This is a genomic window from Xanthomonas vasicola pv. musacearum NCPPB 4379, from assembly GCF_000277895.2.
GTDB lineage: Bacteria > Pseudomonadota > Gammaproteobacteria > Xanthomonadales > Xanthomonadaceae > Xanthomonas > Xanthomonas vasicola.
In genome coordinates, this window is sequence record NZ_CP034655.1 from 1861943 (window position 1) to 1876452 (window position 14510).

The following is a 14510-nucleotide window of genomic DNA, read 5'->3' on the forward strand; positions in this document are numbered from 1 at the left end:
TCCTATTTGGGTCAGGTTGCTGGTAGATCTAGAGTGCTAATAAAGGTTCCCTCGGCGCGCTGAGTTGTCAGAAATGCGTGGCCGCTGCCGAACGTTTCTAGCCTCGCCTCGACCGCCGCGAGACCTAGTTGATGGCCGCGGCGAGTGTTCTCCTGCGACGATGGCAGCGGGTTGGTGATCTCGATCTTGACCCGCTCGCCTTCCAGGGTGACTTTGAGTGATACGCACCCGCCGTCGATGCTCGGCTCGATGCCATGAAAGACGGCGTTTTCAACCAGGGGCTGTATGGATAGGGTGGGGATTTGAACATCGGGAAGCGCTGCAGGAATTTGCCAATCGATGCTAAGTCGTCGTCCCAGGCGCATTTCCTCTATTTCCAGATACCGCCTTGCCAATGCGAGTTCTTCGCTAAGGCTGATATGGTCGGAGTTGCTCATGGCGGCTCTGAATAAATCCGACAGATCCAGCAGGAGCCGCTCTGCCTGTTCGGGATGAACATGGATGAGAGCAGCACCAGTGTTGAGTGTATTAAAAAGAAAATGGGGGCGGATGCGCGCGCGCAATGCGTCTAGTTGCGCCTGTTTCGCTTACAACGCCAGCCGCCGTGCTTGCCAGTGGTTATGGAATGCCAGTACGCCGAGTATTCCCACCGTCAAGGCAATTCCGGTGGTACGCAAAAAGGTCAATCCCCATTCGCGGGGACGCATATTCCAGGTCTCGTGAAGTGCTGCCCAGGTCGCGCCGCAGACCGCCCAGGTACAGGCTAGCATCAGTGCCAAAGAGAGCGTCGCCACCTGCAAAGGCTTGAGATTCGCTACGTGTCTGCGCAGCCCATACAGACACGTCAAGGTCAATAATGCGACCCACTGGATTGTTAACGAAGCAAGGCCGAAATAAACCCATCGATTCCCATCTAGGGCCGGTGCGAGCGCAAGGACGGCAGCGACTCCTTCTCCGGCAAGCAACGTCCAAACAATCACCGGCGCTTGGCGCAGGGTGTCCAGTGGCTGCGCTACATGCGAGTGATTTGGCATTGAGGCGATTTTTCCGAGAACCGATGCAGCCATGATGCCTGGATTCCGAAGCGCCATGAGGCTCCGTTCGCACCCTTAGGCTTGCCGCCTATCGGTCATCGATTGCACGTCTAGCGGCCAGCCGCTAGCTTTGTGTTGGGGAATGTTAAGAGGAAGAACCATGCAGGCGTTGCAATGCAACCTGCGGGGCAGGGTGCGTCTGGCTTGTTGCCTTGGCTTTAGCCTGGTTGAATTGATGGTCACCGTGGCCGTCCTTGCAATCGTGGCGGCAATCGCCATCCCGAGCTTCACCGGATTGATCAATAGTAGCCGTCTCACCGCGTCGGCCAACGAGGTGCTAGCGTCCATACAGCTAGCCCGGTCCGAAGCCGTGCAGCGCAACCAGACAGTCTTGATCTGCCCGAGTAGCAACGCTTCCACCTGCGGTAGCGGCTCCTGGAACCAGTGGATCGTAATGATCAAGTCCACCAGCGAAGTGTTGCGAGTGGGTACTGCGAAAGTACCGCTACTCATCCAGGCCAGCCCAGCAATTGTCAGCAACGGCAACGCCATCGAATTCCATGCCGATGGTCTTGCACGTGACTCGACTGGTGCGCTGCTTGTCGCTTCGGTCAGTTCCTGCCTTACCACGAACAAACCGCCGGAGAACGTGCGTGTGGTGGTAATCGTCAGCGGTAGCCGTGCAGCCGTCCGTACTGGTGCAAGCGACGTGACATGCGGCGCCCCTGCAAATACGCCGACTACGATATAGGGATGCAATGAAGACTATCAAGCGTAAGTCCATGTCTGGTATCGGTTTGATCGAGGTATTGATTTCAGTCGTGATCTTGGGCGTGGGCATGCTGGGTATCGCTGCAATGCAGGCGACAGCCTTACGCAATAGCCAGAGCTCGCTGGAGCGTAGCCAGGCTGTAATTCAGGCATACACGATATTCGATTCGATGCGCGCAAATCTGGCAATGGCGACGTCAGGCGGTTACAACCAGACGTCCTGTACTGCGCCGACCGGTTCCAATCTGGTGTCCAACGACGTCAGCAATTGGTTGCAAGGGTTGAAGGCATCAATCAACTCCACTGCGTGCGGCAAGATCACCTGTAGTGCAACCGCCTGCGAAGCCGTGGTGAGCTGGGATGACAGCCGCGCCAAGGACGGTAGCGCAACTCAGCAATTTTCTATCAAGACCCGTCTATGAACCTGATGAAGCGTGCACGTCCATCCCGATCACGCATGCGCGGCGTGACGCTGATCGAACTGATGATTGCATTGGTTTTGGGACTGCTGGTGGTCGGTGCTGCGATCGGTATCTTCCTGGCCAATCGGCGTACCTATAGCGCTACCGAAGGCTTGGGGCGCGTCCAGGAGAATGTACGCACGGCATTTGAGCTGATGGCGCGCGATGTACGCGAAGCATCAGGTAATCCCTGTGTAAATACTGTTCCAGTTGCGAATGTTCTCAAAACCAAAGCAAGTAATTGGTACACCAACATCGACACATGGAACGCTGGTATCACCGGCGTAGAAGGTGCTTTCCCGTCTGGATCGCCAGCCAATGGGACCGCGACGGGAGCGCGAGTGGCGGGGACCGACGCGCTGCAGATTTTGGGCTCTGGTTATGAAGTGGCGACGATTTCATCGGATAACACTAGTGCAGCAACCTTTACTCTTAACATGACCGCAGCAGCTGCCGGTATCAATGTCGGCGATGTCGCAGTCGCGTGCAATGCGCGGCAGTCGGCTATTTTCCAGGTTAGTGCTGTCTCAGGCTCTACGATCACGCATGCGGTCTCAGGTGTCTCGCCCGGGAACTGTTCGACGGGGTTGGCAATGCCGGTGTGTGGCGGCTCGCAATTCGCGTTCGTCGCGCCGGGCTCTGTTGTCGCTAACTTACATGCTGCGCGTTGGTTTATCGGAAACAATGCAAGCGGCACAAGATCCTTGTATCAGTCTCAGATGGTGTATTCCGGTGGCGCATTGGCGCAGCGTAACGACGAGGTATTGGAGGGCGTCAACGACATGCAATTGCAATATCTGGTGAAGGATGCGGCGTCTTACGTGGACGCCACCGCCGTCTCAGATTGGTCTTCTGTCGTTGCGGTAAGCGTGCGCCTTGAAATGCTGGATACAACCCGTGTCGGGCCTGCCGGTGAACCAATTAGGCGCACCCTCAGCCATGTGATCGCTCTTCGGAATCGCAATGCATGAAGACTCTTGACCACCGGCGGCAGGACGGCGTCTCGCTCATTGTTGTGCTGTTGCTTTTGCTGATAATGACCCTTTTGGGCTTGGCAGTGCTGCGCAGCACCGTTCTCGAGGAACGGATGGCATCGAACCTGGTTGATCGCGGCAGAAGCTTCCAGGCCGCAGAGGGCGCTGTCCGAGAGGCGGAGGATCGCATCAAAGCCGCTGCCACCTTGACCATACCTGGTAGCGGTTGTAATGACGGCATTTGCGCAACGCCGGTCGCAAGCGATGCTGATCGCTGGTTGGCATCTAGCCGCGCCGGTTGGCGTACCGCGTCTCTGACCGTAGATTCCACGGCAGCCCCGCAATACATCATCGAATATATGGGAGATGCACCCACGTGGCCGGCATGCGACCGCATCTCTCCGATACCCGCATTGTGCTTGGCTCCCAGGTATCGCATCACCGCTGTGAGTGAGGGGACAGGGCGCTCGCAGGTCCTGCTCCAGACTAACTACATCAAGCAGTAAGGCTGACCATGAACATTCCAAAAAGTCCGTTCCGTCGGCGTCTTGATGCGATGCGCAAGGCGCTTCGCGTGCCAATGTTTTCCATGCTGGCGACGTTGCTGTCGCTGCCTGCGAATGCGGGAATCACCCTGCCCACCGACCCGTTGACTACAGCCAGTCGCGTGCCGCCAAACATCATGTTCATTCTGGATGATTCAGGTTCGATGTCCTTCGGGGATCTTGCCAATCCGGATTTTCCAACGATCTGTCGACGTGCTACTGATGGGGGCGCCTGCAGTACCGACGATGCGCTAGATATTACGGAAAATACGTATGTTGGTAACACTGTTTTTTACAACCCCGCAACGAACTATCAGCCATGGTTGACAGCGGCGGGAGTGTTGATGACGGGAGGAACGACATACAACGCGGTCTACGGTGATTTCAATAAAGCTAGCGGTACTTTCATCGATCTCGCCAATTCCGCAAGTTGCGCAAAGTTTGATCAAAATGGAAACGACAAAAACACGGGCGCAAACGTTACCGTGTGCGGTGGAGTGCAGACATTTTATGCTCCGAAAAATAGCGGAAATACTTCGTCCAACTACCTGTCGAATGCAAGCAACTACTATCGTTATCAGATAACGGGCGCTAACACGGTTACCCGTAGCGAGTATGGGGTTGTTGGCAATAACTCCACACCGCCTGGGTTTCCAGTCTCTGATTCTGTTTCGAGAAATCAGGTTGATACATACACTGTTAGCGTGCCTGCAAATGGAGTGCTCACTGTTTCAGCCCAGTCCAATGCTGCAGTGACCCTGACGGTCAAGAATGCTGCAAATGTTACGAATGATTGCTCTCAAACTGTGACGGCGACCCGATCTGGGTCGTGTAATGTGACGCCGTCTTCAAATGCTACATATACCGTGCAGGTTTCGCGCGGTGCGGTTAACGGCGCCGCAAACTATTCTCTCAACGCATCTATCTATCGCGATAATCGTTGCGATACGAGCACGGCTGCGACAAGTACCTGGATTAACTGCACGGCGGTGACGCCGACGGGGAGAACTGCAGCTGCCGAGGCAGTCAACTACGCGACATGGTTTTCCTATCATCGTACGCGTATCAAAGCTGCAAAGGCCGGTGCAGGGCAGGCATTTAGCGATCTGGGCGCCAATGTTCGTGTCGGCTTCAGAACCATCTGGTCGCGCAACAATCTTGATATTCCCGTGAATGACGGTAATCAGGGTTTATTCGTGGACCGCGCGGCCTCTGGTGGAGCCGCTGCGACAAGTGCACGGACGAATTGGTATGGCCGTCTTTACAATGCATCAGGATTCAATGGAACTCCATTGCTCGATGCATTGGACGGTACAGGGAGATATTTTCAAAGTTCAACTGCGACCGGTCCCTATGGCCCGGAAGCCGGCAATGACCAATATGCATGTCGTCAGAACTTCGCGATCATGACGACTGACGGCTACTGGAACGGGACTACCAGCGCAAGGCCCGGTAATCAGGACGGAACAGATGGTGTGACCTACAGCGGTCCGAATGGCTTGCCGGCGCCATATGGCTACACAACGAGCGCGCCTTATTCGGATACTTATTCCAATACATTGGCCGACGTGGCCATGCAGTACTGGAAGACTGACTTACGTACAGATCTCGACAACATTGTACCGACGACAAACGCGGACCCCGCTTTTTGGCAGCATATGGTCACGTTCGCCATCGCAATTGGTGCACGTGGTGTGCTAAATCCGAGCACGGATCTGCCGGGCCTGACCGCTGGTACCAAGAGCTGGCCCGATCCTAATACTGGTTACACGGGTGGGAACGATATCCTGGCCCGCTTGGACGATTTGTGGCACGCCTCGGTTAACGGACGCGGTACCTTTCTGTCTGCCGCCGACCCAAATGCGTTCAAGCTGGGGCTCACCGCAGCGCTGTCGACAATTACCCAACGGACAGGGTCGTTTTCGAATGTATCTGCGACGTCAACCAGCCTTGACGGCGGTACGATAGTGTTTATGGCCAGTTACCTGTCGGGTATCTGGACCGGTGAAATCAAGGCCTATCCGGTTGTTAATCAAAATGTGTCGTCCACGGCGAGCTGGAATGCGTCAGAGGGAATAAGGACGAACAACCGAAGGATTTTTACCTGGAGCGGTGTGGCCGGCGCGGCATTTCCAACAACGAGTCAGACACTTTCTCTGGAGCGCACGACGAGCCCGGCTGTCTCTGGTGCCGACAACGCGGCTTATCTCGCCGGTGATCGCAGCAAGGAGATTGTAAACGGCGGCACGCTGCGCAACCGCACTTCGCTGCTTGGTGACATTGTCAGCTCTTCGCCTGCATATTCAAGCGATACCAATACTGTTTATGTCGGTGCGAACGACGGCATGCTGCACGCTTTCGACGCGACCACCGGTGCGGAGCAGTTCGCATATGTTCCATCTGGAATTAATTTCTCGGATCTGGCTAGCTTGAGCGCTCCAGCCTATAGTCACCGTTATTTCGTGGATGGCCCGGTTGTTCTATCCACGCGTGCGCAGACACCTAACAAGACGGTATTAGTTGGTGCGCTAGGCAAGGGAGGTAAAGGCATTTATGCGTTGGACGTCACTACCCCAGCCGGCTTTTCTGCGAGCAATGTGAAGTGGGAACGCTATGGGGCGACCTCCGATCTTGATGCGGGTAACATCGGTCTCGTGCAAGCGCGCCCATTTATCGCAAAACTTAATAATGGTACGACTGCGCTGGTTGTTGCGAACGGCATCAATAGCGCCAACGATCAAGCAGTGCTGCTGATCTACGACTTGGATACCGGGGCGCTTATCAAGCAAATCAGCACCGGTGCTGGATCGTCAAGTGCTCCAAATGGGCTCTCCGGTGCGACAGGCTGGGATACCGATGCGAGTGGCACTGTGGATTACGTGTACGCGGGCGATATGCTTGGAAATGTCTGGAAGTTCGATCTGTCAGCTGCTGCTGTGACCAGTTGGGGTGTCGCCAATACCGGTAAGCCGTTGTTCACCGCTTCCTACCCAGCCGGTACGGCGAGCACCGCGCAGCCGATCTCCGCAACTATGACGGTTGCACTGAATCCCAATACATACGACATCTGGTTATTCTTCGGCACCGGTCGGTTCATGACCACAGGTGATATGACTGACAAGAGTGGACAAAGCCTGTATGGAATTATCGATGGGAGTACATCCACTAGTAACGCCAGTTTGGCGCGCAGCGCCTTAACGACTCGCTCTATTAAGGTGACGGGCACGCGGAACGGATTCCCGGTGCGAGGATTCGAGGCTAGCTCTGTGTTACCCGCGAATTCGAAGGGGTGGTACATCGATCTGGCGAAACCGGCTGCAACGACTGGTGGCTCCTCCACACTGGAGGGCGAGCGTATCGTCACGGAAGCGCAACTGCTCAACAAAACGTTGGTGGTGAGTAGCATCATTCCAACTGCAAGTGCATGTCAGGCAGATGGAACTGGCTATATCAATGCGCTGGATGCATTTACAGGCACGAGTAGTACCGGTCCCTTCTTTGATCTCAATGGTGATGGCAATTTCAAGGACGAAACAGTGGGTGGCGTACCCGTAGGCTCAGTTAACCTGGGTGTAGGCATGCCAACGCTGGCCAATATCTTGCGTGGCAAGATCGTGGTCGGTGGGTCCGGCGGAAGCCTGGGCGGCCTTAACATTGCAGATAACCGCAACGCCGGACGCGTGTCGTGGCGCGAGATCATCAGGAACTAATCATGTACAGAATTGCTCGCTCGAAAGCTCAGGTAGGTTCGCGGTATTTGTCTGGTTTCAGCCTGATGGAGCTGATGATCGCAGTTGCGATTGTCGGTATTCTCAGTGCTATCGCTTTGACCAATTATCAGTCGTCTGTCATTAAATCCCGTCGTTCGGCTGCAGCCGCTTGTCTTCAAGAGGGGGCGCAGACGATGGAGCGCTACTACACGACCAAAATGACTTACGTGGGTGGAAGCATGGGGTCGTGCAGTAGTGATATTTCTAACTTCTATACGCTTTCTTCGGGAACTCCCGCAGTCACGAGTTTTACGCTGACTGCGACGCCAACCTCGAAGCAGAACGATCCGAAATGCGGAACGCTGTCAATCGATCAAAAAGGCGTGCGTACTGCATCTGGAACAGATGGCGCGTCACAATGTTTTTGACGGTGTGAGTCGTGGCCGTTGATGGCAGTCCACTTAGTAGGGCTGCCTTTAGGCTATGAGGTTGCAGTGCGAAGCACACATTGCCTTCACTCACGCTCGCTGGTAGCTGCCCTGCTAAAGATCAAAAAAAAGACCTCTGAAGAGGTCTTTTTTTATTTGGCGCCCGAAGTTGGACTCGAACCAACGACCCCCTGATTAACAGTCAAGTGCTCTAACCGGCTGAGCTATTCGGGCGGGGAGCCAAATTATAGGGAGGCGACGCCTCACGCGCAACCCCCTTCAATGCAACTCCTCACGAAGGGCAGGGATGCGCGGAAAGTGGCCGCTGCACACGCGGCCGACCAGCCATGCTAACAATCAACTGCGTGTCCAGGTAGCGACCGCGGCAGATGTTGAAGGTAGCGTTGGTCCCTTGTGTGGTGCCCAGAGGAGCGTATCGCATCTGTGCGCGGCCAAGGGTGGTGCGGATGCTGAGCGTCGAGCCTGCCTGTGGGGCGACCGATGCGAGAATGTCGCTTGCGTGATCTGGTTGACGATTTCCATCAGGGTCTGCATAGACCAACCATCCGCGGCTCCAGTCGTGGCTGGCCATGCAACTCTCTGTGTCTGAGCTTGGGCACATAGCAACGACGCTGCCCCGTGCGATCGAGGTCGACCTGGTTAAGGCAAGATGCGCGGTGAGTTCGGCAACGGCAGCACGCGCCTGATGGCGTTGGTGGAGTTCGGTAAGAGACGGCAAAGCGATCGCTGCCACAACGGCGAGAACCGCTCCGGCAAGCATGCTTTCGATCAGGCTGAACCCAGCTTGGCTGCATCTCCGGCGCATGGTGTAGCTCCTAATCCAGGATCGTTCCAGGATCAGTAGACGGCCGTTGCGATGGGATCAGTCCACCCCTGATCGAGGGGTAGGAATACTACAAACATCGCCGTCATCCCTCGTCGCTATACTCATTGGTCGTTTGAAGGTGCCGCTCCATGACCGACCGTTTTCAGCTCGTATCTCCATACTCGCCAGCGGGCGACCAGCCTGCCGCCATCGACAAGTTGGTTGCCAACTTCGAGGCTGGGCTGGCCAAACAGACGCTGCTGGGTGTGACCGGTTCGGGCAAGACCTACACGATTTCCAATGTGGTCCAGCATGTGCAGAAGCCGACCCTGGTGATGGCGCCGAACAAGACGCTAGCAGCGCAGTTGTATGGCGAGTTCAAGTCGTTTTTTCCGCACAACGCGGTGGAGTACTTCGTCAGCTACTACGACTACTACCAGCCGGAGGCTTACGTGCCGTCGTCGGACACCTTCATCGAGAAGGACAGTTCGATCAACGAACACATCGAGCAGATGCGCTTGTCGGCGACGAAGACCTTGCTGTCGCGGCGCGATTCGCTGGTGGTGGCAACGGTGTCGGCAATCTATGGTCTCGGCGCGCCGGAAGACTATCTTTCGCTGCGCTTGATCCTGTCGGTTGGTGAGCACATCGATCAGCGCCAGCTGATCCGCCATCTCACCGATCTGCAGTACACCCGCAACGAATTCGAACTCACGCGTGGCGCCTTTCGCGTGCGCGGCGAGGTGCTGGATGTGTTTCCGGCCGAGTCGGATACCGAGGCCCTGCGCATCGAGTTGTTTGATGGCGATATCGAACAATTGACGCTGTTCGATCCGTTGACCGGCGAGACCTTGCGCAAGCTGCAGCGCTACACCGTGTACCCGAAAACGCATTACGCCACAACGCGCGAGCGCACCCTGAGTGCAGTGGATACCATTAAAGAAGAGTTGAAAGAGCGCCTGGAACAGCTCTACTCGCAGAACAAGTTGGTCGAGGCGCAGCGTCTGGCGCAGCGCACGCAATTCGATCTGGAAATGATGGCCGAAGTGGGTTTCTGCAACGGCATCGAAAACTACTCGCGGCATCTCACAGGCAAGGCGCCCGGCGAGCCGCCGCCGACCTTGTTCGACTACCTGCCGCCGGACGCGCTTCTGGTCATCGACGAATCGCATGTGACCATTCCGCAGATCGGCGCGATGTACAAGGGCGACCGCTCGCGCAAGGAAACGCTGGTGGAGTTCGGCTTCCGCTTACCGTCTGCACTGGATAACCGGCCTTTGCGCTTCGAGGAGTGGGAAGCGCGTTCGCCGCGTAGCATCTATGTCTCGGCGACGCCCGGTCCTTACGAGTTGCGCGAGTCGGCAGGCGAGGTCACAGAGTTAGTGGTACGCCCGACTGGCTTGATCGACCCGGTAGTGGAGATCCGCCCGGTCGGCACGCAGGTCGACGACCTCATGTCCGAGATTCACGAACGCATCAAGCTCGGCGACCGCGTATTGGTGACCACGCTGACCAAGCGCATGTCCGAGAACCTCACCGAGTACCTGGGCGAGCACGGCATTCGGGTGCGCTATCTGCACTCGGATATCGACACCGTTGAGCGCGTGGAAATCATTCGCGATCTGCGCTTGGGCAAGTTCGATGTTCTGGTCGGCATCAATCTGCTGCGCGAAGGCTTGGACATGCCGGAAGTTTCACTGGTGGCGATCCTGGATGCCGACAAGGAAGGCTTCCTGCGGTCGACCGGTTCGCTAATCCAGACCATCGGCCGTGCCGCGCGTAATCTGCGCGGCAAGGCCATTCTGTATGCCGACAAGATGACGCGTTCGATGCAGGCGGCAATCGACGAGACCGATCGTCGCCGCGAGAAGCAGGTCGAGTACAACCTGGAGCATGGCATCACACCGAAGTCCGTCGAGCGGCCGATCTCCGACATCATGGAAGGTGCGCGCGAAGATGCAGTCGAGAAGAAGTCGGGCAAGGGACGTTCGAAGTCGCGCCAGGTTGCCGAAGAGACACCCGATTATCGCGCCATGAAGCCCGCGGAAATCGCCGGCAAGCTCAAGAGCCTGGAGCAGAAGATGTATCAGCATGCAAAGGATCTGGAGTTCGAGGCCGCAGCTCAAATTCGCGACCAGATTCAGAAGCTGAAAGCGGCAAGCCTGGGCTAGGGCAGGGGGTATCCGAGTGCGTGGAGGGCTTGTGGTCCATGAATCCCTGCGCTAGAATGCGCGCCCTGCACAGCGCAATGCTGTCGCAGGATTCGGGCGGTTAGCTCAGCGGTAGAGCACTACCTTGACATGGTAGGGGTCACAGGTTCGAACCCTGTACCGCCCACCACTCCAAGTCCAGATGGCACAAGGTCTTGAGTGGTTTCAACATCGGCAGCGACGTTTGCCACTGACCCCAAAATGACCCCACGCAGAAGCTGTTGCAGCTTTGGCATCCGTTAGATCACGTTTCTCCACTCCAATTCCCAGCTTGCTACGCTTACGTATGCTTCATTGCGCTGCGGGCAGCGTATTGACTAGTGGTGCTGCGCGAAGTGGCGCTCGAGCATGGAGTTTGGCTTGCCGCGGCTTGAGCGCCCCCGCTCGGGTGATCGGGGATGACCAACGATCTTGATTGTGCTCCGGCATATTTTCAGAAAAACCGGTCGCGGCTGATACGGCATGCTAGCGGGGCCATACCCATGCATCGGATGGATGAACTGCCGTCTCTGGTCTCTTCTCCGTCTCTTGCAAAGGTGTTTGATCGATGGCCATGGGATGCCAGTCAAGCGCCATGACTGATCCGTGCTGTATGTGCGACGGGGGTACTTCGTACCGGATTCATGCAGCTACCAGGCAGTGGCGCTGCCTCCCACACAAAGGTCCACGTTTCCCGCAGCCCACGCGTGTCTTCGAAGGCGCGCCAAAAGTGCCTGGGGGATGCAAAATAAGCTCTCAGTGCGGCTGTTCTACGAGCCAGCGCGGCCCACCGCAGCCCACTCCGCCGAAACCGCTTTCACCGTCACACGTCTTGCTTTAGCATCGCCACCGCGCTGACGGAAAGGAAGGCTGGCGATGGACGAATATCAGCACACCGTGCTGACCAGGGGAGGGTATCGCGTCGTGGCCATTACGCGCGATGAGGTGTATGCGCCCGACGCAATCGTGGCATACGCTGTTGTGACCAATGCGGGCACGCGAATCACACCGGACCTGTCTCTGGATCAGGCCAAGGTCTGGATCGATTCGCTAGTGGAAAGCGAGAGTGGCGGGCGCACGTCCGATTTTGTCGACCATAAGCCCGTCGTCCGTCGCTAGACCGCCATCGTGATGCAAGCCTAAGGAGAAGGGCGCATGTCCAAACCCAAGATCATCGCAATCGCCACGCTGGTGGCGGTGCTCGTTGGATACTTCCTGTCCGGTTTTCTGACGCTGCTGTTGTTGCGGCTCGACACCGGCCTGTACGCGTGGGACACCTACTACCGCTATTTCAGCGCGCTTGGGTTGTCCCAGGTTGCGCCTTACGCGACCAAGATCAAGATTGCAGGCATGCTTGGATTCGGCCTGCCGGCATTGGTCTGGGCGATTACTGTCGTGCTCGTTGTGAAGCCGAAGGCGCGCGCCCTGCACGGCGACGCGCGCTTTGCCGGCGCCGCCGACCTCTCCAAGCATGGGCTGTTCAAGCCCAGCGGAAATAGCATTGTCGTCGGCAAGTTCAACGGCAAGCTGGTGCGACTGAGTGGCCAGCAATTCGTGATTCTTGCTGCGCCAACCCGTTCGGGTAAGGGTGTTGGCGTCGTCATTCCTAACCTGCTGGAGTATCAAGAGTCGGTCGTCGTCCTGGACATCAAGCAGGAGAACTTCGACCTGACCAGTGGGTGGCGTGCCAGCCAGGGCCACGAGGTCTTCCTGTTTAACCCGTTTGCCGAAGACCGTCGCACCCATCGCTGGAATCCGCTGACCTATGTGTCGAACGACCCCGCGTTCCGCGTTTCGGATCTGATGAGCATTGCGGCGATGCTGTATCCGGATGGGTCGGACGACCAGAAATTCTGGGTGAGCCAGGCACGCAACGCGTTCATGGCGTTTGCTCTGTATCTGTTTGAAAACTGGGACGAGGAGCTGTCGCTTGGCTTCCCTGGTGGAGCCGGGGCGCCGACGCTGGGCGGGATTTATCGCCTGTCCTCGGGCGACGGTACCGAGCTCAAGAAATATCTGAAGTCGCTGTCCGAGCGACGGTTCCTTAGCAGCAATGCCAAGTCGGCCTTTGCTAACCTGCTGTCCCAGGCGGATGAGACCTTCGCCTCGATCATGGGCACGTTGAAAGAGCCGCTCAATGCATGGATCAATCCGGTGTTGGACGCCGCCACCAGTGCGGACGACTTCCTGCTCACGGATCTTCGCAAGAAAAAGATGACCATCTACATCGGCATCCAGCCGAACAAGCTGGCCGAAAGTCGCCTGATCATCAATCTGCTCTTCAGTCAGATCATCAACCTCAACACCCGCGAACTGCCCAAGTCCAACCCCGAGCTCAAATACCAGTGCCTGTTGCTGATGGACGAATTCACCTCGATCGGCAAGGTGGACATCATCGCAACCGCGGTAGCCTATATGGCTGGCTACAACATCCGCCTGCTGCCCATTATTCAGAGCATGGCGCAGCTGGACGCTACCTACGGCAAGGACCTGTCGCGCACCATCATCACCAACCACGCCCTGCAGATCCTCTATGCACCACGCGAGCAGCAGGATGCCAACGACTACTCCGAGATGCTGGGCTATACCACTATCAAAAAGAAGAATATCACCCGAGGGCGAGAGACCACGCACAGCGTGTCAGAGGAGCGTCGGGCGCTGATGTTGCCGCAGGAGCTCAAGGCCATGGGCAACGAGAAGGAAGTGTTCTTGTACGAGGGGATCCCGCACCCTGTGAAGTGCGACAAGATCCGCTACTACGAAGACCGCTACTTCACTGCCCGCGTGTTGCCGAAGACTGAAGTGAAAACGCTTACGATCAAATTGTGATTCAAGTCACATTTGGTGTGCGGACTGGGGGCGTAATTCTTGACGTATCTGCTTGTTAAGGGCAAAGTTATCAAGAATCAGGGTAGATGGATTTGTACAGGGAAGCGGCGCTGGACGGGGCCGTACTGGAGTAGAGCTATGGATGGTGTGTCAGCGTCTTCTTTTTCTTCAGCAGCAGGCATTGCCCACTGGGGTGACTCAGCGGCTTGCGTGACTGCGAGTGGGTCATCAACAAAAACAATTTTCCTCCGGTGCCTGATGGTGCGCGGAGGCCTAATGCTGTCCGGTGTAAGCCCAGAATTTCATGAGTTGGAGAAGTCAGAGTGAATCCGATGTATGTGTCCAAGCTGTCGTTGGTGCTAATAGCTGCGGTATTGGTAGGCGCTTGCGCGACCAAGCCTGCTCCTGACTTTGGTGGTCGTTGGAAGCACGTCAACCATTTTGACGAGGCACCAACCGAGATCCCGCTCTATACCTCGTACACGTATCAGGCCACCCCGATGGACGGCACGCTGAAGACCATGCTGGAACGCTGGGCCGCGGATTCCAACATGCAGCTGTCCTATAACTTGCCGTCGGACTACACCTTGATCGGGCCGGTTTCTGCAATCAGCACGACCAGCGTCCAGCAGGCTGCCACCGAGTTGAGCGTCGTGTACGCAGCCCAAGGAGTTTCAGTGTCGGTTTCTGCCAACAAGTTGTTGGTCCAGCCGGTGCCGGTATCGTCTGGCGCAAAGCTTTAA

The 14510-nt window shown here is 56.7% G+C and carries 13 protein-coding genes and 2 tRNA genes; 11 read left to right on the plus strand and 4 right to left on the minus strand.

What is annotated here, in order from left to right; all coding sequences use genetic code 11:
• Positions 1-11: 11 nt before the first annotated feature.
• The gene (locus KWO_RS22950; protein WP_017113538.1) at positions 12-563 is read right to left on the minus strand and encodes a sensor histidine kinase; all 552 of its coding nucleotides are present in this window, start codon (positions 561-563) and stop codon (positions 12-14) included.
• A 24-nt stretch (positions 564-587) separates the two neighbouring features.
• Positions 588-1067, minus strand: coding sequence for a hypothetical protein (locus KWO_RS22955; protein WP_017114891.1), 480 nt, complete (start codon positions 1065-1067; stop codon positions 588-590).
• A gap of 127 nt (positions 1068-1194) precedes the next feature.
• Here KWO_RS22955 and KWO_RS08755 point away from each other — a divergent pair, with 127 nt between their 5' ends.
• From KWO_RS08755 to KWO_RS08780, 6 genes are read left to right on the plus strand one after another with little or no spacing between them, the layout of a single operon-like run.
• A complete protein-coding gene (locus tag KWO_RS08755) occupies positions 1195-1785 on the plus strand; it encodes a GspH/FimT family pseudopilin (protein ID WP_162832868.1) in 591 nt (196 codons plus the stop codon).
• A 7-nt stretch (positions 1786-1792) separates the two neighbouring features.
• Positions 1793-2227, plus strand: coding sequence for a type IV pilus modification protein PilV (gene pilV, locus KWO_RS08760; protein ID WP_017112417.1), 435 nt, complete (start codon positions 1793-1795; stop codon positions 2225-2227).
• Positions 2224-3237, plus strand: coding sequence for a PilW family protein (locus tag KWO_RS08765; RefSeq protein ID WP_227479803.1), 1014 nt, complete (start codon positions 2224-2226; stop codon positions 3235-3237). The genes pilV and KWO_RS08765 overlap by 4 nt, the downstream gene beginning before the upstream one ends.
• On the plus strand, positions 3234-3746 hold the full coding sequence (locus KWO_RS08770) for a pilus assembly PilX family protein (RefSeq protein WP_010375832.1): 513 nt from the start codon (positions 3234-3236) through the stop codon (positions 3744-3746). Before KWO_RS08765 ends, KWO_RS08770 begins: the two co-directional genes overlap by 4 nt.
• A gap of 8 nt (positions 3747-3754) precedes the next feature.
• Complete coding sequence (locus tag KWO_RS08775; protein WP_227479802.1) at positions 3755-7495, plus strand: pilus assembly protein; 3741 nt, start codon at positions 3755-3757, stop codon at positions 7493-7495.
• A gap of 2 nt (positions 7496-7497) precedes the next feature.
• Entirely contained in the window at positions 7498-7923 is a 426-nt protein-coding gene (locus tag KWO_RS08780; RefSeq protein ID WP_010375828.1) for a type IV pilin protein, read from the plus strand.
• A 157-nt stretch (positions 7924-8080) separates the two neighbouring features.
• Here KWO_RS08780 and KWO_RS08785 read toward each other — a convergent pair.
• A tRNA-Asn gene (locus KWO_RS08785) sits at positions 8081-8157 on the minus strand.
• A gap of 58 nt (positions 8158-8215) precedes the next feature.
• Positions 8216-8749: a GspH/FimT family pseudopilin gene (locus KWO_RS08790; RefSeq protein ID WP_082320266.1), complete on the minus strand. Its 534-nt coding sequence runs from the start codon at positions 8747-8749 to the stop codon at positions 8216-8218.
• A gap of 149 nt (positions 8750-8898) precedes the next feature.
• Between KWO_RS08790 and uvrB the strand changes: the two genes are divergently transcribed.
• From uvrB to KWO_RS08815, 5 genes are all read left to right on the plus strand, one after another.
• On the plus strand, positions 8899-10920 hold the full coding sequence (uvrB, locus tag KWO_RS08795) for an excinuclease ABC subunit UvrB (RefSeq protein ID WP_010375823.1): 2022 nt from the start codon (positions 8899-8901) through the stop codon (positions 10918-10920).
• 94 nt (positions 10921-11014) lie between these two features.
• A tRNA-Val gene (locus KWO_RS08800) sits at positions 11015-11089 on the plus strand.
• A gap of 725 nt (positions 11090-11814) precedes the next feature.
• Positions 11815-12057, plus strand: coding sequence for a hypothetical protein (locus tag KWO_RS08805; RefSeq protein WP_010375820.1), 243 nt, complete (start codon positions 11815-11817; stop codon positions 12055-12057).
• 36 nt (positions 12058-12093) lie between these two features.
• Positions 12094-13767, plus strand: a complete 1674-nt coding sequence (locus KWO_RS08810; protein ID WP_010375817.1) for a type IV secretory system conjugative DNA transfer family protein — start codon at positions 12094-12096, stop codon at positions 13765-13767.
• A gap of 332 nt (positions 13768-14099) precedes the next feature.
• Positions 14100-14510, plus strand: coding sequence for a TcpQ domain-containing protein (locus tag KWO_RS08815; protein WP_010371304.1), 411 nt, complete (start codon positions 14100-14102; stop codon positions 14508-14510).